The organism is Enterobacter sp. UPMP2052 (assembly GCF_053709675.1).
In genome coordinates this window covers 82001-104831 of record NZ_JBSKJR010000008.1, presented here as the reverse complement: position 1 = coordinate 104831, position 22831 = coordinate 82001, and the positions used below count along the sequence as shown (strand labels likewise).

Genomic DNA, 22831 nt, shown 5'->3' with positions numbered 1-22831 from the left:
CCTCACCCCGGCCCTCTCCCCATAGGGGAGAGGAAGAAGAGGAACGTAGGCCCGGTAAGCGCAAGCGCCACCGGGCTTTTTTTTACGCGTCGATGGCCGCTTCCGCTTTCTTAGCCAAACCATCGAGCAGCTTCTGATGGATCCCACCGAAACCGCCGTTGCTCATCACCAGAATGTGATCGCCCGGCTGTGCCGCTTTCACCACCATATCCGCCAGCACATCTACGTCCGCGCTCCAGTGCGCAGGCTGAATGCAGGCGTCGGCCACTTCCGCGACCTGCCACGGAATATGCTGCGGCTGCAACAGGAAGACCTCATCGGCGCGGCCTAACGACGGCGCGAGATCGTCTTTGCAGATCCCCATCTTCATGGTGTTAGAGCGCGGTTCCAGCACCGCCAGAATGCGCGCGGTACCGCCGACCTTGCCGCGCAGGGCTGCCAGCGTCGCCAGAATGGCGGTTGGGTGATGCGCGAAGTCATCGTATACCGTCACGCCATGCGCTTCACCGCGCAGCTCCAGACGACGGCGGGCGTTGATAAACGTGCCCAGCGCCTTCGCCGCATCCGCAGGCACAACGCCGACGTGACGCGCCGCGGCAATCGCCATCAGGCCATTGTGCATGTTGTGCTCGCCGACCAGGCCCCATTTCACTTCACCCACTTTTTCGCCGTCGAGCAGCACATCCCACTCGGAGGCATCAGCGTTACGTTTTTTCGCCTGCCAGTGGCCCTGCTCGCCCACCAGCTCCTGCTCGCTCCAGCAGCCCATCGCCATCGTCTGTTTCAGGTTAATGTCGTTCTCCGGCAGGATGATACGGCCCTGCCCCGGCACGATGCGTATCAGGTGGTGGAACTGCTTCTGAATGGCTTTCAGGTCGTCGAAAATATCGGCGTGGTCGAATTCAAGGTTGTTGAGGATCAGCGTGCGTGGGCAGTAGTGCACAAACTTGGAGCGTTTATCAAAGAACGCGCAGTCATACTCATCGGCTTCGATGACAAAGAACGGGCTGTCGCCCAGGCGCGCAGAGACGTCGAAGTTCCCCGGCACGCCGCCAATCACGAAGCCCGGCTTGTAACCGCAGGCTTCGAGGATCCAGGTCGCCATCCCGGCGGTGGTGGTTTTACCGTGCGTCCCGGCCACGGCGACGACCCAGCGGTCGCGCAGCACAAAATCATGCAGCCACTGCGGGCCAGACATGAACGGTATATTGCGTTCCAGCACCGCTTCAACACACGGATTACCCCGGGTCATGGCATTGCCAATGATGACGAGATCCGGCTGCGGCTCTAACTGACTGGCATCATATCCCTGAATAAGGGAGATCCCCTCTTTCTCCAGAAGCGTGCTCATCGGCGGATACACATTGGCGTCCGAACCCGTCACTTCGTGGCCCTGCGCGCGCGCCAGCAATGCCAGGCCGCCCATGAAAGTGCCACAAATCCCCAAAATATGAATGCGCATACGTCACTATCCTTCTTCAATGTGGCGCACATTTTACTCACATGTCAGCGGGTGTGAAACGCATTTCAGGTAAATCCGTATTTTGCTGGCGCGATTCACCTCTGCGCTACTATTTGAATATTTGTTAAGATTGTTGGGCTTTAGTCGTTTTAGTGAACATACGATCGCTCTACTCACATAAGATGCAGGGAAAGTGTTATGAAAACGTTAGGTGAATTTATTGTCGAAAAGCAGCACGAGTTCTCTCATGCTACGGGTGAACTGACTGCTTTGCTGTCGGCAATAAAGCTGGGCGCTAAGATCATCCACCGCGATATCAACAAGGCCGGTCTGGTCGATATCCTGGGTGCCAGCGGTGCCGAGAACGTTCAGGGCGAGGTTCAGCAGAAACTTGACCTGTTCGCAAATGAAAAACTGAAAGCTGCACTGCGCGCGCGCGACATCGTTGCGGGTATCGCCTCTGAAGAAGAAGATGAAATCGTCGTTTTCGAAGGGTGCGAGCACGCAAAATACGTTGTTCTGATGGACCCGCTCGATGGCTCCTCTAACATCGACGTTAACGTCTCTGTGGGTACCATTTTCTCCATTTACCGCCGCGTCACGCCTGTTGGCACGCCGGTAACGGAAGAAGACTTCCTGCAACCGGGCAGCCAGCAGGTGGCCGCGGGTTATGTAGTGTATGGCTCCTCAACCATGCTGGTGTACACCACAGGCTGTGGCGTTCATGCGTTCACCTACGATCCGTCACTGGGCGTGTTCTGCCTGTGTCAGGAGCGCATGCGCTTCCCGGAGAAAGGCAGCACCTACTCCATCAACGAAGGCAACTACATCAAATTCCCGAACGGCGTGAAAAAGTACATCAAGTTCTGCCAGGAAGAAGATAAAGCCACCCAGCGCCCGTATACCTCTCGTTATATCGGCTCTCTGGTCGCGGACTTCCACCGCAACCTGCTGAAGGGCGGGATCTATCTCTACCCAAGCACCGCCAGCCACCCCGACGGCAAGCTGCGCCTGCTGTACGAATGCAACCCAATGGCGTTCCTGGCCGAGCAGGCGGGCGGCAAGGCGAGCGACGGTAAGCAACGCATTCTGGACATCGTGCCGGAAAGCCTGCACCAGCGCCGCTCGTTCTTCGTCGGCAACAACCATATGGTTGAAGACGTTGAGCGGATGATCCGCGAATACCCGGACGCATAACGCACGCAATAGGGGGAGCTGCTTCGGCTCCCCTTTTTATTTATATCGTTAACCGTATAAATGAATATAAAAATGGCGCTTTAATCCGCATCCTCGCTCCTGCATTATTTTCATAACAGTTTATGAAATATTCCCTGGAGCATACCGGTGATGAAAAACTATTCCCGAGCCTGTACCGGCATCGATTTAAATCTTATTCCTGTCTTTATTGAGGTGGTTCGCTGTAAAAGCCTGGCGAAGGCGTCTGTGCGTCTGGAGATGTCGCGCCCGGCAGTGAGCCTGGCGTTAAAGCGTTTCACGCAGCTCTTTAGTGAGCCGCTCTTTATTCGTAAAGGGCTGTATCTTGAACCCACCGAAAAAGCACTGGCGTTAACCGCCACGCTGGAAATATTAATGGGCGGCATTCACGATAATATTGGCGCGATTAATTCAGCGACAATATAAACCCTGGCGCAAGCACCAGGGTGGAGGCCTGTTTTCAGGCCGTTTGTGCCGTCAGCTTAAAGGACGCCATCGCAGCCAATAATTCGCGCGACTGTTCTTCCAGCGAGCGCGTCGCAGCAGAGGATTGCTGGACCAGCGCCGCATTTTGCTGCGCGGTTTCGTCCATCTGATTGACCGCAATATTGACCTGCTCAATACCGCGACTCTGTTCATGAGACGCTGTCGCGATTTCACGCATCAGTTTGGTCATACGCAGCACTTCGGTGGCGATCTCATCCATCGTTTCCCCCGCCTGCTGCGCCAGCTCGCTCCCTTCATTCACGTGGGTTTGCGAATCGCTGATAAGCGCGCGGATCTCTTTAGCGGCATCGGCGCTTCGGCTGGCCAGATTTCGCACTTCGCCCGCGACCACCGCAAACCCCCGCCCCTGCTCGCCCGCACGCGCCGCCTCAACGGAGGCGTTTAGCGCCAGAATGTTGGTCTGGAACGCGATGCCGTCGATCACGCTCAGGATGTCAGCAATACGCGCCGAGCTGCCGGAGATATCACGCATCTTCTCAATGACATAGCAGACCATTTCGCTGCCGTGATCGGCGGTGTCGGATACAGTTTTCGCCAGCTGGTGCGCCTGTTCCGCATTGTCTGCGTTGAGTTTCACCGTCGCGGTAATCTCCTCCATGCTGGCCGCCGTTTGCTCCAGCGACGTGGCGGTCGATTCCGTGCGCTGGGCGAGGTTGATGTTGCCCGCCGTAAGCTCGCGGCTGCCGGTATCGATCTGCGAACTGGCATCGCGCACGCGCAGCACCGAGCCCATCAACGACTGGCGCATCTCCTCGATGGCCGCATTTAAGCGGTTAAACTCCTGGCTTGCCGGGGCGTTGAGCGTATGCGTCAGGTCGCCCGCCGCCACATGCTCCAGCTGAGCAATAGAGGCCGACAACGGCTTAAGCAGCATATGGCGCAGAACCAGCCAGGCCAGCACGATAATGCCCGCCGTCAGCAGCGCCGCCACCACGATCAGGATCATCACCCGGGTTTTACTCGCCTGCACGGCGTTCACTTCGGCTTTGCCCCGCGCGTCGCTCCACGCCTGAAACGCCTGCATATCGTTATCAAACCGCTTCGCCACCGGCACCAGGGCGTTCTCCAGCAGATCGTAGTAGCCATCCGCGCTCTGGTCGTTCAGGGCTTTCAGCATCGGGTTGATCCCCTGCTGGTTATAGGCCGCAAGGCTTGCCGCGACCTTGTCCAGCAGCTGTTGCCCCTGCGTATCCGCCACGCCGCCGTTAATAACGGCTTTCAGCGTTTTCTGGGCCTGTATGACTTCCTGTTGAATGTTCTTCACCGCGTTTGCCGCGTCGTCGAGCATGCCGATTTCCATCATGCGGACGGCCTGGCCCGCTTCATTGCGCGCGCGCAGGATCAGCGTGTAACCCGAATTAAGCTGCACCATCTGCTCACCCTGAAGGTGGTTGATGCGCTGGAGTGAAGAAGAGCTCTGTGTGAGGGCATAAATGCCAATGCCGCTGACAATCAGCAGCAGAAGGGTCATAACGGCCAGTAAAGAAAGCAAGCCGGTACGAATCGATAGCGTTTTAAGCATGATATTATTTCCGGTAGCGAGATATTTCTGGGCATAAAATAAGGGTATCGGCCGCTACCGGAAAATGTTTAGTCTTTAAGCAAATTCAGTGTGTTATCACTTTGTTGTCGACACGTTTACGCGTGTTACCGGCGAACTTTGGCGGTTCTCCCAGAGTACCGTCAGGCCGCGCTGCAGGGCGATAAAGATAAACAGCAGAATGCCGATGGCAATCTTCGTCCACCATGAGCTTAGCGTGCCGTCAAAGTTGATATAGGTTTGAATCAGCCCCTGGATCGCCACGCCAAACAGCGTGCCGAGCACCGTGCCCACGCCGCCGCTGAGCAGCGTGCCGCCAATCACCACCGATGCGATCGCATCCAGTTCTACCCCCACGCCCGCCAGCGCGTAGCCTGCCTGGGTATAAATCGAGAACACGATCCCGGCCAGCGTCGCCAGCCCGGTAGAGAGCATGTAAATGCGGATCGTCGTGCTGCGCGTGGAGATCCCCATCAGGTTCGCCGAGGTGGCGCTACCGCCAATGGCATACACCTGATTACCAAAGCGGGTACGGTGCGCCAGGAAGATCCCAATCACTACCACGCCCAGCATCAGCAGCCCCATCGCGCTCAGCCGCCCGCCGCCGGGAATTTTCCACGCCAGGCTGGAGAGCGTGTCGTAGACAGGATGGTTAATCGGAATCGACTCCTCCGACACCAGATAGCTTACGCCGCGCAGGAAGAACATCCCGGCGAGGGTAATGATGAACGCCGGGATTTTGAGCGCGTCGATCAGCAGCCCCATAAACGCGCCGAACGCGCAGCCCATCACCAGCACCAGCGGGAAAGCCAGCAGCGGTGAGATCCCCCAGAAGCCAATCGCTTTGGCGAGGAACACGCCGGTAAAGGCGATCACCGAGCCAACGGAGAGATCGATCCCGCCGGAGAGGATCACAAAGGTCATTCCGACGGCAATAATGCCTAAAAAGGCGTTATCGGTCAGGATATTGCAGATCACCCGCGTGGAGGCGAAGCCGGGGAATTGCGTCAGGCAGTAGAGATAGCCCAGCACAAACACGCCCAGCGTAATCATCAACGGTAAATTACGTTTTATCATGGCCCCGGATCCCCTTAATGATGCTGACGAAGCGCGGCGACTGAACGATCAGCACACAAAGCACGACCACCGCTTTCACCACCTGGTTTAGCTCAGGCTGGAAACCGGAGAGCAGGATCCCGGTATTCATCCCCTGAATAATCAGCGCGCCCGTCACCGAGAGCAGCAGGTTAAAACGCCCGCCCATCAGCGAACCGCCGCCGATAACGACCGCGAGGATCGCATCCAGCTCCAGCCATAGCCCGGCGTTGTTGGCATCGGCTCCGCGAATATCCGCCGCGACGATCACCCCGGCAATGGCGGCACATACGCCGCTTAGCACGTAGGTCAGCATCACCATCAGCCGCGTATTCACCCCGGCGTTTTTCGCCGCGCGAATGTTGATTCCCACGGCTTCAATGAACATGCCGAGCGCCGTTTTGCGGGTAAAGAGCCAGAACACGATCAGCGTCACCAGGGCAATAATCACCGGCATCGGGAAGTAGAGAAAATTGCCGCTGCCGATCCACGCCAGGCTCGGCGAGTCAAAGGTGACAATCTGCCCGGCGGTGATGAGCTGCGCCACGCCGCGTCCGGCAACCATTAAAATCAGGGTGGCAACAAACGGCTGTATTTTCAGCACGGCGACCAGAATGCCGTTCCACAGCCCGGCCAGTACCCCAGCACCCAGCGCGGCAAGCAGCACCATCGGCAGGCCGTGGCCGCCAACGGTCATCGACGCGGCCGTCGCGCCGGCAATGGCCATCACGGCGCCCACGGAGAGGTCGATCCCGCCGGTGGCAATCACCAGCGTCATGCCAATCGCCAGCAGCGCCACCGGGGCGGCGCGGTTTAAAATATCAATCGGGCTGCCAAACAGGCGGCCATCCTGCACGATTATCTGGAAGAAATGCGGCGCAACCAGGCTGTCCACCAGCAGAACCAGCAGCAGCGCGATGATTTGCGGCGTGCCGGTTGGCCAGGTGAAGCGGCGCTTTGTCTCGCCAGTGTGCGAAAGTGAACGGGACATCACGATTAACTCCTTATGCCGCAATGGCGTTCATGATTGCCGGAACGGAGAGCTTATCCAGCGGGATCTCGGCGACCTGCTTGCGATCGCGCATGATAATGACCCGATCGGCATAGCCCACCAGCTCCTCCAGCTCAGACGAAATCACCAGCAGCGCCAACCCGTCGGCGCAGAGCGTTTCAATCAGCCGGATAATTTCGGCGTGCGCGCCCACGTCGATACCGCGCGTCGGCTCGTCGAGGATCAGGAACTGCGGTTTGGTCAGCAGCCAGCGTGACAGCAGCACCTTCTGCTGGTTACCGCCCGAGAGAAACTCAATGGGCTGCTCCGCGCTCGGGGTGCGGATGCCGAGCTGGCGGATAAAGCGTTCAGCAATGGCGTTTTGCTCTCTACGCGGGATCGGCCTGAGCCAGCCGCGCTGCGCCTGCAGGGCGAGAATGATGTTTTCGCGTACCGAGGCGGCGGCAATAATGCCGTCCGTTTTGCGGTCTTCCGGGCAGAAACCGACGCCCAGACACGACGCCTGATGCGGCGATCGCAGGGTTTGCGGTTTGCCTTTGATCAGCGCGCTGCCGCTGTCGGCAGGCTTGATCCCGAAGATCACCTCGGCGGTTTCGGTGCGGCCCGATCCTAACAGCCCCGCCAGACCGACGATCTCGCCGGGGCGTACCTGCAGATCGAACGGCGCAATCACCCCTTTTTTGCCGAAACCGCTAAACGCAGCAACCGGTTTATCGCTGAGAAGCGTACGGCCCGCACGCTGCAGCGCGTTGGTCTCCAGTTCGCGGCCCAGCATCATTTTGACCAGCTCAATCTGCGGCAGCTCGCGGGTTTCGCGGCAACCGACAAAGCTGCCGTTACGCAGAACGGTAATGCGATCGCTGACGTCATACACCTGATCGAGGAAGTGGGTGACGAAGATCAGGCTCACCCCCCGATCGCGCAGCTGGCGCATCAGGGTGAACAACATTTCCACTTCCTGGGTGTCGAGACTGGCGGTCGGCTCATCGAGGATCAGCACTTTTGCCGACAGATCGATGGCGCGGCAAATGGCCACGATCTGCTGCATCGCCACGGAAAAACGGTTCAGCGGTTCGCGAACGTCGAGCGAGAAGCCATAAGACGCCATCAGCGCCGTGGCCCGCGCTTCCATCTCTTTACGGCGCAGCAGACCGAAGCGCCTGGGTTCCCGGCCAATAAACAGGTTGTCCGCCACCGACATATTCGGCAGCAGGTTCACTTCCTGATACACCGTGCCAATCCCCAGCTGTTGGGCATGGGCGGTATTTTTCGGCGAAATGACGTTGCCCTCCAGCCAGAGGGTGCCGCGATCGGCGTGATAGACGCCGGTCAGCGCCTTAATCAGGGTGGATTTTCCCGCGCCGTTTTCGCCGAGCAACGCCATGATTTCGCCACGACGCAGGCTGAAATCGACGTTATCCAGCGCTTTTACGCCGGGAAAGAATTTGCTTAAGCCCTCTGTGCGGAGGATTTCCTGATGGTGTTCGGTGGTCATGGTTCCCCCTGCATCAAGCCGGATGGCGCTACGCTTATCCGGCCTACAAAAAAGCGTAGCGTAGGCCGGGTTAGCGCAGCGCCACCCGGCAATTTTACTGGCTTAGTAACCCATATTTTTCTTCTTCTCTAACTCTTCTTTCGCCGTGTCCGGCAGGTAGAGCGTCGATTTGGTAATGGTCAGCTGTTCAGGCTTAGTGCCGTCTTTCTTGAATTTCTCCAGCGCGTCGAATGCCGGGCCGGCCATGTTAGGGGTCAGCTCGACGCTGGCGTTCGCTTCGCCATCCATCATCGCTTTATAGATATCCGGCACGCCGTCGATAGAGCCAGTGAGAATATCTTTGCCCGGCTTGAGGCCCGCTTCTTTAATCGCCTGGATCGCACCGATCACCATGTCATCGTTATGGGCGTAAACCATGCAGATGTTTTTGCCGTTGTTTTCCGCCTTGATAAAGCTCTCCATGACCTCTTTACCTTTGCTGCGGGTAAAGTCGCCGGACTGGGAACGGATAATCTTAATGTTTGGCGCCTTAGCGATGGCCTCGGCAAAGCCTTTCTTACGGTCGATGGCCACGCTTGCGCCGACGGTGCCCTGCAGCTCAACGACGTTGCACGGTTTGCCGTCAACCTGCTTCACCAGCCAGTCGCCGATCAATTTGCCTTCCAGCACGTTGTCAGCCGTCACGGTGGTCATATAGAGAGATTTGTCTTTTACATCGATGGAACGATCGAGCAGGAAGACCGGAATTTCAGCGTCTTTCGCTTCCTTCAGTACCGGCTCCCAGCCTGTCGCGACCACCGGGGCAATGAAGATGGCATCTACGCCCTGAGCGATGAAGGAGCGTACCGCTTTGATTTGGTTCTCTTGTTTTTGCTGGCCGTCGGCAATTTTCAGCGTGATACCGCGTTTTTCGGCCTCGCTTTTCGCCACGCTGGTCTCCGCGGCGCGCCAGCCGGACTCAGAGCCGACCTGCGAAAATCCTACGGTTAAGGGTGCAGCCATCGCCATAGACGACATGGCTGCCGAAACTGCTGTGACAAGAAGTAAGCGCTTCCACATATGAACGTCCTCGTAGGGTGTTTATTGTTGGTTAAAAGATGTTCTGCGAAAAAACTATAGCCAATGCGAGATGTAACGGATTGCGTTACATCACACTTCAGAAAAGTGAATAAAACGTTAATCACAAGTTTGTAATCGCTTTCATTTCGGCATTTAAAATGCGGCTGAGTTTATGGATTTTCCTGTCATGGAAAGGGTCTGAAAAGTGGGCTTGCGGGGCAGAGAAGGCGAAAACAGGCGGAGACATTCAGCGCCAGTTGGCTATAATACCTGCCACTTGTTTACCATCCATTTTAAAGGACACAGACATGAGCTTACTCAACGTCCCTGCGGGTAAAGAACTGCCAGAAGACATCTACGTTGTTATCGAAATCCCGGCCAACGCAGATCCTATCAAATACGAAATCGACAAAGACACCGGTGCCCTGTTCGTAGACCGTTTCATGTCTACCGCGATGTTCTATCCGTGCAACTACGGTTACATCAACCACACCCTGTCTCTGGACGGCGACCCGGTTGACGTGCTGGTCCCAACGCCATACCCACTGCAGCCAGGCGCAGTCATTCGCTGCCGTCCAGTTGGCGTGCTGAAAATGACCGACGAAGCGGGCGAAGATGCCAAACTGGTTGCGGTCCCGCACACCAAGCTGAGCAAAGAGTACGATCACATTAAAGATGTGAACGACCTGCCAGAGCTGCTGAAAGCGCAGATCACTCACTTCTTCGAGCACTACAAAGACCTCGAAAAAGGCAAATGGGTTAAAGTTGACGGTTGGGACAACGCTGAAGCGGCTAAAGCAGAAATCGTTGCGTCCTTCGAGCGTGCGGCTAAGAAGTAATTCTTACTGCCGATTGCTGAAAGCCCCGCGAGCCGGGGCTTTTTTATGGCTGGAGAGTGTCGTCCGGCGGCGCTACGCTTGCACGGTCCTGCAATGAACATGCAGGCCGGGTCATCCGGTAAAAGGCACAAAAAACAACGCCACCTTGCGGTGGCGTTGTTTTTCTCAGTACTGGTCTCTGTCTAACCAGTTACCGCTTTCAATCAGCGTTAACCCTTCGACCGAACGTTGGTACACGTACATCCATGCACTCCCGTACGGCGTCTGGATCAACTGGCGAGCGTATTCACCGCCCCTGGTGCGCAAGGCATCAAGTTCGGCTAACGTGGCATTATCAATACGATAAACCTCACCCTGTACCGTTCCGTTTCCCGGAACCGCGCCTGGATAGTGGCCCAGACTGTACAACTGGTAGTTCTCGATATTGTAATTTCCCAGCAGCAGGGCGTTGGTCATCCAGTGACTGTTGCCTTGCTTGGTGCGTAAACTGCCGTAAACAAATATTCGCATTGCTAAAACTCAAACTGATAGAGCAGATCAAGTGCCTGGTCTACGCCAGACACTGCTTCCAGATATAGCTTAGGCATCAGGCGATAGCGTAGCGTGAGTGTTGCCAGTGAGTCAAAGATCCCCACACCGTATTTTACCTGCAGACCCGGCAGTACGTAGCCGCTGACCACTACCTGCGAAGAGTCACCCACGCCCTGAGTATCCAGTGCCAGATTGCTTACGCCGAACGTCTCGCCGATTTTACCCACAACCTGACCACTTTGTGCAACCCCCAGACCGACTAACATTGACGTCATCGCCGCGCTGTCGCTCTGACCGCTATCCAGACCTTGCCCGCGCAGCAGGTAAGACAACGCTTCCTGTTGCGACATCGCCGGGTCGGAGAAGATTTCCGCCTTCGGTTCGTCGGCAGAGCCGGTGACACGCACGCCCGCAATGACGTCGTTTTCGGTGGCCTCAGGGTTACGAATCGCTTCGATGTTCAGCAGTGGTTGATCCGGCGGGCCGGAGAACAGCAGTTCGCCTTTGCGCACAATCAGATCCTGACCGTAGGCGTGGAAACGCCCTTCAGGAATATTGATTTGTCCGTTGAGGCCAAGTCCCTGCTGATCCTGCGCCACTTTCAGATCGCCCGTCAGCCTTGCCTTCAGCCCAAACGCATCCAAACGCACGTTATTCCCCACGTGCACAATAAGATTACTATTGATCGGGATGCCAGCGCTCTTCTGTTCGACAGGTTTCAGATTTTCATTGAGCATAACTTCGTCACTTGAGACGCCCACCGCGCTTTCCGGCACCTCGTGAACCACGATACGCGCCCACGGCACGTCCACGCGTCCATCAAGCGTAAAGAGGCTTGGCGTCGCCTCAAAGACGACATCCGGCGACACGTCCAGGCGCACCATCGGTGGCACCGTAATGCGTACCCGGCTGCCCTTCGCCGCGACGCGGGCGCGCCAGTTATCCAGCTGGCTCCAGTCCGCATCACCGCTCAGGTTGATTTGCCCCTGCTGCGTGCGCACAACCCCGGCCAGGGTCGAACTCCTGCCGTTAAAGTTCATTGAAAGCTGGCTCGGCTGCATATCAAACGGCATGAAGTTCCCGTCAATATCAATGCCGTTCAACTGCATCTGGCCGAACAGCTGCGGCCCCTGCGCGTCCCCCGCCAGACGCAGGTTAGCGTTCAGGGTGCCCGCCGCTTTCTCTCCGCGAGAGAAAATCGGGTTGACCATCGCCAGATTGAAGTTGCGGATATTGACGTTGCCGCCGAGATTACGCCGCCCCTGCGGATCGGTGATTTGCACCTTCCCGTCAAACTGGCCGTTGTTGGTCAGGCGGATAAGCCATCCCAGCTCCGCGCGGTTGTTACGCAGCTCCGCGTTGACGTTCAGGGTGTCGAACGCGACCGGTAGCGAGGCGTCATTAACCTCCTGCGTTACCTTCACGTTGCGCCCGGAGAGCGTCACGCTGCCCTCCGGCAAGCCCTCTTTGGTGGTGTCCCACGCCACGTCGGCCTTGCCGGTGAATACGCCGCTGGCCTGCGTGGTGTCAGGCATGAAGGGTTTAAGCATCGCCAGGTCGAAGCGGTTGAGATTCACCTGCGCGCGCCCTTCTGCACCGGCATCAATGGTTTGCGGTACGCACAGTTCGGCATTCGGGTTGGTCCAGCAGTGTGGCCCAATACTGATCTTCTGCTCGGCGTTGCGGTAGTCCAGCGCGATTGAGCGCGACAGCGCCAGCGGCCCGACCGGCGTACTGAAACGGGTGTTATCCAGCGTCCCTTTCCAGCGTGCCGCTTTGCGATCGAAGCTGCCCGCCAGATGAAGCTGCCCTGAAACCGGCTCGCCCTGCACCCGTAGCTGCAGATCGTGCTGCTTCTCGTTGCCTTTGGCGTCGAGCGTGACCAGGTTGATGTTCACGCCGGGCTGGGAGATGCGCTCCACGCGCAGGTTCAGGTTACCGCCAATCTGGTCCGTGGATTTCACATCCCCGTCCACGCGAACGCGCGCAACGGACAGCTCCTGCCAGCGCAGGTTATTGGCGGTGATATCCGCCAGCAGCTGCGGTGCATCCACCGTCCCGCGTACTTTCACCAGACCTTTTGCCGTGCCGCCAAGGCCCGGCAGGGCGTTATCGAGATTTGGCGCATCGATGGTGGCGTCCAGTTCGAGGTCTTTCACCCCCAGCTCGCCTTTGATATCCGCGGTGTTACGCCCCAGCGCCACGTGCAGGCCGGGAATCGTCCATTGCAGGTAGCTGTTGCCCTTCACCGCGCCTTCAACGTTGACCTTGTTCTGCTTCACGTTACCGGTGAGCTTGATTTCCGGCACGTCCATCTGCCACGTACCGCCGTACAGGCTGCCCCGGGTTTTGATCAGGCCATCAAGTTTCGACGGCCAGTCCGGCACCTCTTTGGCGGTGTTGATCCCCTTGAGCTTAAGCTCGCCCCGCCAGCTGATGGCCTGCTGCCAGTCCAGCAGCGCGGTCAGCTCGGTGGTACCTTCCAGCGCCGCCACGGTGAGCTTGTCGAGGTTAACCTGCTGCTCGTTGCCCTTCGCATCCAGCGTAATCGTCGCGGGCGGCACGCCCTGGCCTTTCACCGCCGTGCGGAACGACAGCGTATAGTCGGTCATTTTGCCGCTCAGCTTCAGCTTCAGATCGTCGGCCTGGAACTGTTTTTCGCCGGTAAACGGCCAGTAAAGCTGCTGGCTGACAATCTCCAGGTTGATCGGTAATCCGGCTTGCGCCAGTTGCGTTTGCCCGCGCAGCACCATGTCCACCGGCCCGGAGAGGTTAACGCCAAACTCCAGCTTCTCGCGCAGCGCACCGCCAACCTTCAGCTTCACCTTCTCACCTTTCAGCGGGTCGATGTTGAGCGCGCTGTTCAGGGTGATATCCACCGGCCAGTTATCGCGCAGCAGCGCATTGCCCGTGGCGTTGACCGAACCCTGGTTGGTGTCGATATCCAGCGCATCGAGCTTCATGTTGCCGTCGATACTGCTGACCTTGAGCAGCATGTTAAAGACGGTTAAATCGGTGTCGCCGGTCAGGCGCAACTGCTCGCCTTTAAACTCTTCGATATTAAGGTTCAGCGGCAGATGAACGTCGGTCATTTCCGGCAGGACTGGTTTCGAAAACAGATCCTTCAGCGTTTCGCCCAGCGGTTTTTCATCCGGCTGCGGGTTCTGGATCTTCGGTTCAACCACCTCCTCCTGCGCCACCTCGGCCACCTTCGGCAGGGCAATCAGCAGCCCCTGCAGGGAGGTGGGCGTCAGGGTGAGGTTTTTCTCCTGCCAGCGCAGGCCGGAGGTGAAATCCATTACCGACACGGTGGTGTCGTCAATTTTGACATTGACGTTGTCCAGCGCCACCCGGTAGAGCGCAATCGGGTACGGCGTGGAGAGGTTAAGCGGACCGCTGTCCTCTTCCTGCACCGGCTCGGACTTCGGCATTTTTTTCGAATCTATCGCCACGTTCACATCTTTTAGCGACAGATCGTTTACGCAGAGCTTGCTGTCCCGCAGGCAGCCCAGCTTCACCGCCAGATGGAATTCACCGGCGTTGACCGTTACGCCCGGCTGCTCATAGCGAATGTTTTTCAGACGCAGATCGCGCCAGCCACCGGTGACCTGGCCTATCTCCAGCCCCGGCACCCAGCGGTTAGCCGCGTTAAACAGCAGGTGTAAACCCGTGGTCGTTCCGACCAGAAACGCCACCGTACCAAGCAACAGCACGATAAATATCAGCACCCCGAGGCTAATCTTCTTCCATAAACTCATAATTCAGGCCCCAGACCGATGTAAAACTGTAAACCGTGTTCGTCTTTGTCACCCACCGGCACGGCAAAGTCGAGCTTGATAGGCCCGACGGGTGACTGCCAGCGCACGCCTACGCCCGCGCCGGTTTTGAAATCGCTTCTGCGGATGTCGTTAACCGCTTCACCGCCGTCAACGAACATCGCGCCCCACCACTTGCCGCTGACGTTGTACTGGTACTCCAGCGAGCCGGTTGCCAGCTTGGATGCCCCGGTGAGCTGGCCTTTGTCGTTTTCCGGCGAGATTGATTTGTACTTATAGCCACGAATACTGCGGTCGCCCCCGGCGAAGAAGCGCAGATCCGGCGGAACGCGCTCAAAATCATCGGTTTCGATCCAGCCAAGGTTGCCGCGCATCACGAAGCGGTGTTTATCCAGCAGCGTTCGGATCCAGACGTTTTGCGCCTGCACGACCGTGAAGTCCACGTCGGACCCCCACATCGTGTTGGAGTAATCGATGGAGTAGCGCTGGGAATCACCCCAGGTTGGCATCAGGCCACCGCGCGAGCGGGTACGGCTGATCATCACGCCCGGATAAAGCAGCATGGTGGTATTGGTGACGTTAGCCTGAGTAAAGTGGTCGAGACTCCAGCGCAGGTTGATGGCGCGCTGCCAGCCGCTGGAGAGATCCCAGAAGCGTGAGACCGCAAGCGTGGTGGAGTCCTGCTCGGTATCGTTCAAATCGGTGCGCTTGAAGCCGCCCTGCAGCAAATAGTATTGCTCAAGCGGGTTCTTCAGCAGCGGCATCTTGTAGCTAAAATCGAGCTGCTGCTCGGGCGCGGAGATGCTGGCGCTGGTGGTCAGGCTGTGGCCGTAGGAGTTCATCCACGGTTTTTTCCACGTCGCCTTCACCCGCGGCCCCACATCCGTGGAATAACCTACCCCGGTTTCGATGGTGTTTTCCGTGCGCGGCGAAACCACGCCGTGCAGCGGCAGAACTTTCGTTTTGCGCGATTTATCAAATTCCGGCGCAACGACCACCGAGTTAAACCAGCCGGTAGCCGACAGACGACGGTTCAGCTCGGCCAAATCGCTCGACTGGTAATAATCGCCCGTTTTGAACGGCACCAGGTTTTGCAGGTACTCTTCGCGAATTTGCGAACCTTCAAAGGTCACCGCCCCAAAGCGGTAGCGCTCGCCGCTGTCATAATCGATATCCCAGAAGGCCTGGTGTCTGTCGAGCGCCACGCCCAGCTGGCTTTTATTGAACTGGCTGTCAAAGTAACCTTTGCGCAGCGACACGCTGGTTAATGACTTTTTGAAACGATCGTAGTCGCCGTGGTTAAGCACGGTGCCGACGCGCGGGCGCGTGCTCAGCAGGTCGAGATAATCCCGGTCGGTACGCGCGTCGCCGCGCAGCACCACGTTGGTGCCGCCTATTTTTACCGGTTCCCCGGGCGAGACGCGGGCAATGAGTACCTGCCGCCCTTTAGCCGGAGGCGGACGCAGGTCGAAATCGATGGTCGGTTCGTAATACCCCAGCGCCTTTAAACCGTCGCGGATCGCATCATCCACGCGCGCGCGAAATCGCCGGTCCGGCGTCACTTCGTCACTCTGGATCGTTGACAGCTGCGCACGAACGTTTTTTTCCAGCGCCCCGGATAACCCTTCAACCTGCAAACGGACATTCGCCGCGCTGGCAACCCCGCTTGTCAGCAACAGGCTGACGAAACATAACTGGCGGATCTTTGTCACGTTTTCTCCTGAATATCCCTGTATCCACCCCTGGAAGCAAAATGAAGTGCCGTTCCACGGCTTCTCACGGCTTTACAGCCCAAAACCCAATTCGTGGGTTGAAAAAGGGTTTAACACCCAAATATTTCTTATGATTAAATCTAGACTCATTCAGCGCGTTTATTGTGTTCAATTAAACGCGCCGTGACAACCTTAACCGAAACATCGCTACCCCGGAGGCCCCACCGTGAGTTTATTCGACAAAAAGCATCTGGTTTCGCAAGCCGATGCATTACCGGGACGCAATACCCCCATGCCAGTGGCGACGTTACACGCCGTAAATCACCATTCAATGACAAACGTTCCTGATGGAATGGAGATCGCCCTGTTCGCGATGGGCTGCTTCTGGGGCGTGGAACGTCTGTTCTGGCAGCTTCCCGGCGTTTACAGTACCGCCGCAGGCTATACCGGGGGCTACACGCCAAACCCAACCTACCGCGAAGTGTGCTCCGGTGATACCGGCCACGCGGAAGCGGTGCGCGTGGTATATGACCCGGCCATCATCAGCTATGAACAGCTTCTGCAGGTGTTCTGGGAAAATCACGATCCGGCGCAGGGTATGCAGCAGGGTAACGACCACGGTACGCAGTATCGCTCCGCCATTTATCCGCTCACCCCCGAGCAGGATGCCGCCGCGCGCGCTAGCCTGGAACGCTTCCAGCAGGCCATGCATGACGCGGGCGATAAACGCCAGGTGACCACCGAAATCGCCACGGCGAAGCCGTTTTACTATGCAGAGGACGACCACCAGCAATATTTGCATAAAAATCCGTACGGCTACTGCGGGATCGGGGGCATCGGCGTGTGCCTGCCGCCACAGCTGGCCTGATTACTGCTTCAGCGCCACGCGAGCTGCGTGGCGCGTGGCGTTACTCACCGACCCGTAATCAACCGCTTTTCCCTGCAGCAGCAGGTTATAGACCGGCGCCTGTGGCCGGTTCAGGCGCGTCTGCAGCAGATGCACCGCTTCAATGCCAAGATCGCGACAGGGCACCGTTATCCCGGTGACCGGTTTATCCAGCCGGTGTTCAAGGTTCCACGCAAAATCGGTCGTAATAAGGGAGATATCTTCCGGTATCCGCAGCCCACGGCGCGCCAGCACCCTGAGTACGCCCTCCGTCATGCTGGTGCTGTTGGGGAAAATCACCTCCGGCCACTGCGCTCGGTCATGACCCGACAACCACTCGTCCAGCGCGCGCTCGGCCTCCTCTGCGGTAAACCACTCCGTCACCAGCAGGTCGCGCTGCGGCTCAAAGTTGACGTGAAAATGGCGATACGCCTCTTTGATGCCGTCCAGCCGCGCGTAGAGCGTTTCCCGCCGCAGGCAGGTCAGGGTTAATACCCGACGATGCCCCTGCTCAAAAAGATACTGCATGGCGGTAAACCCGATGGCGCGATGGTCGGGCGAAACGGAATCGAGCAGGCGATCCCTGTCGACCGAATTAATTAACACACAGGGTTTATTCAGCGTCCCGGCCAGTTTAAAAATGGTGGAATCATCAGTTCCAATGATAATTACCGCGTTAATATTTTTATGGCTCGCCTTTTCGAGGAATAGTTTTACGTCGGCATTCTGTTCTTCTAATCCGCAATAGCTCACCCAGACATTATGCGGCGCGCTGGCCTCTGCAATACCTTTGGTCACTTCCAGATAAAATATATCGCCGCGCCCCTGAAAGGTTCTTTCCGGAGCAAACACCGCAATGCCGTTAATCAGCAGACGCCCGCTGGCCATCGACTCCAGCACGCCCAGCTCCCGCGCGGTGCTGACAATGGCCTCCCGGGCCTTGTCGCTGGTATAGGATTTACCGCTTAACACCCTGGAAACGGTACTGACGGAATATCCCGTCAGGGCGGCGATCTCCTCCATTTTTAATTTTCCCGGCATTGCGTGACCTCGCTCACATTCGGTTTTTGCAAATATTTGCAGAAACAGCGCATTGATTTTAAAACCAAATTTCAATGTCGTTAGAGATTACTTAAGGAGGTTGCGAGTATTCTCACAAAAACACATTGTCGCTGCGTCATCCCTTTCTTATTTTCCGCTCATCACTCTTTTCGACTGAAATTAAGGTGTGACATGGAAAAGGTACGTTTTGGCATTATTGGAATCGGTAATATTGGTACGGTTCACGCGCGCTATTTACTGGCGGGCACCGTCAGCGACGCCTGCCTGACGGCGGTTTGCGACAATGCGCCGGAAAAGCATCCGGCGATTCGCCAGCTGACAGGCGATATTCCTCTGTTCAGCGACGCGCAGGAGATGCTCCAGAGCGGGCTTATTGACGCGGTTATCGTCGCCACTCCGCATTACGACCATCCGCGCCTGTCGATGCTGGCGATGCGCAGCGGCATTCATACCCTGTGCGAGAAACCGGCGGGGGTTTACACCGCACAGGTGCAGGAGATGAACGCCTGCGCCCGCGAGTGCGACGTGACCTTTGGCATCATGTATAACCAGCGCCCTAACCCGCTCTATCAGAAGGTTAAAGACCTGATCGACAGCGGCGAACTGGGCGAAATCCGCCGCTCCAACTGGGTAATCACCAACTGGTATCGCTCGCAGAGCTACTACAACTCCGGCGGCTGGCGCGCCACCTGGAAGGGTGAAGGCGGCGGCGTGCTGCTCAACCAGGACCCGCATCAGCTCGATCTCTGGCAGTGGCTGGTGGGGATGCCGGTGCGTCTGCGCGCGTTTTGCCAGTTCGGCAAACACCGCGATATCGAGGTTGAAGACGAGGTTACGGCCTACGCCGAATACGCCAACGGGGCCACCGGGGTGTTTATCACCACCGTCGCCGAAACGCCGGGCACCAACCGCCTGGAGATTGCAGGCGACCGCGGCAAAGTGGTCGTGGAAGAAGGCAAACTGCGCTTCTGGCGGCTGCGCGAATCCGAAACCGCATTTAACGCCCGCTGGCAGAACGGCTTCGGCGAGCCGGAGTGCTGGGAAGTCACGATCCCCGTGGCCCCGGAATACAGCGAACATCACGTCATTACCGCCAACTTCTGCGCGGCGATCCTGCGCGGCGAGCCGCTGATTGCCCCCGGTCTGGAAGGCATTCGCGGGCTGACGCTCTCCAACGCGATGCACCTTTCCACCTGGACCGACGACTGGGTGGAGCTGCCGCTCAACGAAAAACAGTATCTGCGCCTGCTTCAGCAGCGCATCGCCACCTCTGCCGACAAAGAGGCCACCAGCATCACCCTGGATGCCTCTGGCACCTGGTAACGACCGAGGAGAGAGCATGATCAATGTCGCCATCGTGGGAACAGGCAATATCTCCCATAACCATATTCAGGGCTATTTACAGTTTGGATCGCGCTGCCGGATTGTGGCGCTGGTCGATATCTACCCGGACAAGGCGCACGAGAAAAAAGTGCGCTACGGCCTGACGGACGCCCGGGTGTACGAAAGCCACCGGCAGATGCTGGAATCTGAACCCAATCTCGATATCGTTGATGTGTGTACCCCGCCCTACGTGCATGCCGGGATTAGCATTGACGCGCTTCATGCCGGCTGCAACGTGCTGTGTGAAAAACCGATGGCCGCCTCGCTGGAGGAGTGCGACGCGATGATCGCCGCCCAACAGTCGAGCGGCAAAATCCTCTCGGTGATTGCCCAGAACCGGTTTACCGACGCCTTCTGGCGGCTGAAGGCGGCGCTGGACTCCGGCCTGGCAGGGACTGTCTGCCACGCTCAGGTAGACTCCTTCTGGTGGCGCGGCCACTGCTACTACGACCTGTGGTGGCGCGGCACCTGGGTGAAAGAGGGCGGCGGCTGCACGCTTAATCACGCCGTACACCACATCGACGCCGTTCAGTGGATGCTCGGCTTCCCGTCCGAGGTGGTGGCGATGATGACCAACGTGGCGCACGACAACGCCGAGGTGGAGGATCTCAGCGCCGCCATTTTCAAATATCCCAGCGGCGCGCTCGCGCAGATCACCGCGTCGGTGGTCCATCACGGGGAAGATCAAAAAATCATTATTCAGGGCGATAAGGCGCGTATCTCCGCGCCGTGGCAGGCCTACGCCAGCGTCAGCGCCGACAACGGTTTCCCGCAGGAGGTACAGGATCGGCAGCGGGAAGCGCGGCTTAACGCCGTGTTTCAGGAGACGCCAACGCTCAAATGGACGCTGCACACCGGGCAGATCAACGACCTGCTTGATGCCATTGAGCAAGGCACGGCTCCGCTGGTCGACGGCGTGCAGGGCAAGCGTGCCCTGGAGCTGATTACGGCGATCTATAAATCGTCGATTACGCGCGCGGTGGTGTCGCTGCCAATCCTTCACGACGATCCGTTTTACCGCACCGGCGGGACCAACGCGCTCGCCCCCCGCTTTTACGAGAAATCCACCAGCGTCGCTAACTTCAGCGAAGTGGGCGCTATCCCTCTGGGCAAAGATCTGGATCGAGGAGTCTGACAATGAATAAAAATGACGGAATGAACTACGCGCCGGTCGGCAAGCCACAGCCGGTTGTGCAGGAAGGCGAGTTTGTCTTTGCCGCCGCCGCGCTCGATCACGGGCATATCTACGGCATGTGCAACGGGCTGATTGAGGCGGGTGCGACGCTGAAATGGGTCTACGATCCCGATTCAGTGAAGGTGGATGCGTTTGTGCAGCAGTATCCGCAGGTGCAAGTGGCCCGTTCGCTGGAGGTTATTCTCAGCGATGACGCGGTGCGCCTGGTGGCCGGGGCCGCCATTCCCTCCGGGCGCTGCGCGCTGGGGCTGAAAGCCATGGCCGCCGGTAAGGACTATTTTACCGACAAAGCGCCGCTGACCACCCTTGAACAGCTGGCCGACGCCAAAGCAATGGTGGAGAAGACCGGTAAAAAATACGCGGTTTACTACAGCGAACGCCTGCACGTAGAAAGCGCCGTGTTCGCCGGACAGCTGGTGCAGCAGGGGGCGATTGGCCGCGTTGTGCAGACGCTGGGCATGGGGCCACACCGTGAGGGACAGGGCCGCCCGGCGTGGTTCTACGATCGCCGCGACTTCGGCGGCATCCTCTGCGACATCGGCAGCCACCAGATCGAGCAGTTCCTGTTTTACACCGGCAACCACGAGGCCCACATCGTTGCCAGCCAGGTGCGCAACGTGAACCATCCGCAGTACCCGGCGTTTGAAGATTTCGGTGACGCGATGATCAAAGGTGAGAACGGCGCGAGCGGCTATTTCCGCTGTGACTGGTTCACCCCGGACGGGCTGTCGACCTGGGGCGACGGACGGCTGACGCTGCTGGGTACCGAGGGGTATATCGAGATCCGCAAGTACGTCGATTTGACCCGCGGCGAGCAGGACGTGGTGTACCTCGTCAACAAGGAGGGCGAGTTCCGCTACCCCGTTGCCGGGCAGGTCGGGTTCCCGTTCTTTGGCGAACTGATCCTCGACTGCCTGCACCGCACGGAAAACGCCATGACCCAGGCGCACGCCTTTAAGGCCGCCGAGCTGTGCGTGAAGGCGCAAATGCTCGCGAACGCGGCAGGATAAGGGAGACGCCGATGGACATCCTTAACAGCGCCATTATCGGCTGCGGGGCCATTCACAGCTGCCATGTGAACGCCCTGCGTCAGATCCCCAACGTCGCGCTGCGCGCGCTGGCCGATACCGACAGCGTGAAAGGGCTGAAGCTGGGAATGGCCTATCAGTGCCGCTTTTATCAGGATTACCGGGAGATGCTGCTCGATGACACCCTCGACGTGGTGCATATCTGCACGCCCCATTTCGAGCATAAAAACATGATCCTGGCGGCGCTTAACGCCGGTAAGCACGTATTTTGCGAAAAACCGGTGGTGATGAACAGCAGCGAACTGGCCGACATCATGGCGGCCACCGCGCAGGCGACCGGCAAGCTCGGCGTGTGCTACCAGAACCGGCTCAACCCGACCAGCCTGCGCATCCGTAAAGAGCTGGAGGACGGCGGGCTGGGGAGAATGCTGAGCATCCGGGCGGTGCTCACCTGGTCCCGGTCGGGGGCGTATTACACCGACAGTCCCTGGCGCGGTCGCCTGGCAACGGAGGGCGGCAGCCTGCTGATTAACCAGGCCATTCACACCCTCGACTTGATGCAGTGGTTCGCAGGCGGCGTCACCCGGCTAAAAGGGGTGGTCGACAGCGGCGAGCTGGCCGACGTGACCGAAGGAGAGGACAGCGCGATGGCCACGCTGCACTTTGCCAACGGCGCGCGCGGGCTGTTTTACGCCAGCAACTGCAATACCACGGACTCGCCCCTGCTGCTGGAGATCCACTGCGAGCACGGCACGCTGCAGCTTAATGACAACACCCTCTGGCGGATCGCGTCCGGGGAGCGCATCCGGCTGGCGAGCGACGCTGCCCCGGACGGCACGGCCAAAAGCTACTGGGGGCTGGGCCACCAGCAGGCGATCCGCCGCTTTTATCACGCCCTTCTTCACCCGGAGGTCACGGACTACACCGATATCCGCGCCGCCGGACACTCACTCAGGCTTGTGGAGGCAATTTATAGGTCATCTCAACTACGGCAATGGATAGATATCACCCACTAAATCGTAATTTGCATTCCA

18 protein-coding genes are annotated in these 22831 nt (G+C 58.2%); 8 read left to right on the top strand and 10 right to left on the bottom strand.

What is annotated here, in order from left to right:
* Positions 1-82: 82 nt before the first annotated feature.
* A complete protein-coding gene (gene mpl / locus ACWKX3_RS18450; RefSeq protein WP_454542180.1) occupies positions 83-1462 on the bottom strand; it encodes a UDP-N-acetylmuramate:L-alanyl-gamma-D-glutamyl-meso-diaminopimelate ligase in 1380 nt (459 codons plus the stop codon).
* A gap of 198 nt (positions 1463-1660) precedes the next feature.
* Between mpl and fbp the strand changes: the two genes are divergently transcribed.
* Both fbp and ACWKX3_RS18440 read left to right on the top strand, forming a co-directional pair.
* Positions 1661-2659, top strand: coding sequence for a class 1 fructose-bisphosphatase (gene fbp, locus ACWKX3_RS18445; RefSeq protein WP_006179046.1), 999 nt, complete (start codon positions 1661-1663; stop codon positions 2657-2659).
* 150 nt (positions 2660-2809) lie between these two features.
* On the top strand, positions 2810-3103 hold the full coding sequence (locus tag ACWKX3_RS18440; RefSeq protein ID WP_058609552.1) for a helix-turn-helix domain-containing protein: 294 nt from the start codon (positions 2810-2812) through the stop codon (positions 3101-3103).
* A 34-nt stretch (positions 3104-3137) separates the two neighbouring features.
* Here ACWKX3_RS18440 and ACWKX3_RS18435 read toward each other — a convergent pair whose 3' ends face one another.
* From ACWKX3_RS18435 to ytfQ, 5 genes are all read right to left on the bottom strand, one after another.
* The gene (locus tag ACWKX3_RS18435; RefSeq protein WP_220710987.1) at positions 3138-4706 is read right to left on the bottom strand and encodes a methyl-accepting chemotaxis protein; all 1569 of its coding nucleotides are present in this window, start codon (positions 4704-4706) and stop codon (positions 3138-3140) included.
* 96 nt (positions 4707-4802) lie between these two features.
* Positions 4803-5801 carry a galactofuranose ABC transporter, permease protein YjfF gene (gene yjfF / locus ACWKX3_RS18430; RefSeq protein ID WP_042322562.1) on the bottom strand — a complete coding sequence of 333 codons (999 nt, stop codon included), beginning with the start codon at positions 5799-5801 and terminating at the stop codon, positions 4803-4805.
* Positions 5788-6813 (bottom strand): galactofuranose ABC transporter, ATP-binding protein YtfT, encoded by a 1026-nt coding sequence (gene ytfT, locus ACWKX3_RS18425; RefSeq protein WP_454542179.1) that lies wholly within the window; start codon positions 6811-6813, stop codon positions 5788-5790. The genes yjfF and ytfT overlap by 14 nt, the downstream gene beginning before the upstream one ends.
* 10 nt (positions 6814-6823) lie before the next feature.
* Entirely contained in the window at positions 6824-8326 is a 1503-nt protein-coding gene (gene ytfR / locus ACWKX3_RS18420) for a galactofuranose ABC transporter, ATP-binding protein YtfR (RefSeq protein ID WP_006179041.1), read from the bottom strand.
* A gap of 102 nt (positions 8327-8428) precedes the next feature.
* Positions 8429-9385: a galactofuranose ABC transporter substrate-binding protein YtfQ gene (ytfQ, locus tag ACWKX3_RS18415; RefSeq protein WP_006179039.1), complete on the bottom strand. Its 957-nt coding sequence runs from the start codon at positions 9383-9385 to the stop codon at positions 8429-8431.
* Between the two features lie 308 nt (positions 9386-9693).
* Here ytfQ and ppa point away from each other — a divergent pair, with 308 nt between their 5' ends.
* Complete coding sequence (gene ppa, locus ACWKX3_RS18410; protein WP_042322557.1) at positions 9694-10224, top strand: inorganic diphosphatase; 531 nt, start codon at positions 9694-9696, stop codon at positions 10222-10224.
* Between the two features lie 165 nt (positions 10225-10389).
* On the opposite strand, the gene ACWKX3_RS18405 is transcribed toward ppa, so the two are convergent.
* Genes ACWKX3_RS18405 through tamA form a run of 3 tightly spaced genes read right to left on the bottom strand, consistent with a single transcriptional unit; the run spans position 10390 to position 16243 of the window.
* Complete coding sequence (locus tag ACWKX3_RS18405) at positions 10390-10734, bottom strand: gamma-glutamylcyclotransferase family protein (RefSeq protein WP_006179035.1); 345 nt, start codon at positions 10732-10734, stop codon at positions 10390-10392.
* Between the two features lie 2 nt (positions 10735-10736).
* Positions 10737-14513, bottom strand: coding sequence for an autotransporter assembly complex protein TamB (gene tamB, locus ACWKX3_RS18400; RefSeq protein WP_454542178.1), 3777 nt, complete (start codon positions 14511-14513; stop codon positions 10737-10739).
* Positions 14510-16243 carry an autotransporter assembly complex protein TamA gene (gene tamA / locus ACWKX3_RS18395; protein ID WP_058609548.1) on the bottom strand — a complete coding sequence of 578 codons (1734 nt, stop codon included), beginning with the start codon at positions 16241-16243 and terminating at the stop codon, positions 14510-14512. Before tamA ends, tamB begins: the two co-directional genes overlap by 4 nt.
* A 226-nt stretch (positions 16244-16469) precedes the next feature.
* Here tamA and msrA point away from each other — a divergent pair, with 226 nt between their 5' ends.
* Positions 16470-17111 carry a peptide-methionine (S)-S-oxide reductase MsrA gene (msrA, locus tag ACWKX3_RS18390; RefSeq protein ID WP_042322554.1) on the top strand — a complete coding sequence of 214 codons (642 nt, stop codon included), beginning with the start codon at positions 16470-16472 and terminating at the stop codon, positions 17109-17111.
* Here the strand turns inward: msrA and ACWKX3_RS18385 are convergent, their stop codons facing one another.
* Positions 17112-18170, bottom strand: coding sequence for a LacI family DNA-binding transcriptional regulator (locus tag ACWKX3_RS18385; protein WP_006179029.1), 1059 nt, complete (start codon positions 18168-18170; stop codon positions 17112-17114).
* A gap of 192 nt (positions 18171-18362) precedes the next feature.
* Here ACWKX3_RS18385 and ACWKX3_RS18380 point away from each other — a divergent pair, with 192 nt between their 5' ends.
* The 4 genes from ACWKX3_RS18380 to ACWKX3_RS18365 are packed head-to-tail and all read left to right on the top strand — an operon-like array spanning position 18363 to position 22813.
* Entirely contained in the window at positions 18363-19514 is a 1152-nt protein-coding gene (locus ACWKX3_RS18380) for a Gfo/Idh/MocA family protein (protein WP_153689039.1), read from the top strand.
* A 16-nt stretch (positions 19515-19530) separates the two neighbouring features.
* Positions 19531-20709 carry a Gfo/Idh/MocA family protein gene (locus ACWKX3_RS18375; protein ID WP_454542177.1) on the top strand — a complete coding sequence of 393 codons (1179 nt, stop codon included), beginning with the start codon at positions 19531-19533 and terminating at the stop codon, positions 20707-20709.
* Positions 20710-20711: 2 nt separating this feature from the next.
* On the top strand, positions 20712-21779 hold the full coding sequence (locus tag ACWKX3_RS18370; RefSeq protein WP_454542176.1) for a Gfo/Idh/MocA family protein: 1068 nt from the start codon (positions 20712-20714) through the stop codon (positions 21777-21779).
* A gap of 11 nt (positions 21780-21790) precedes the next feature.
* Complete coding sequence (locus ACWKX3_RS18365) at positions 21791-22813, top strand: Gfo/Idh/MocA family protein (protein WP_454542175.1); 1023 nt, start codon at positions 21791-21793, stop codon at positions 22811-22813.
* Positions 22814-22831 lie beyond the last annotated feature (18 nt).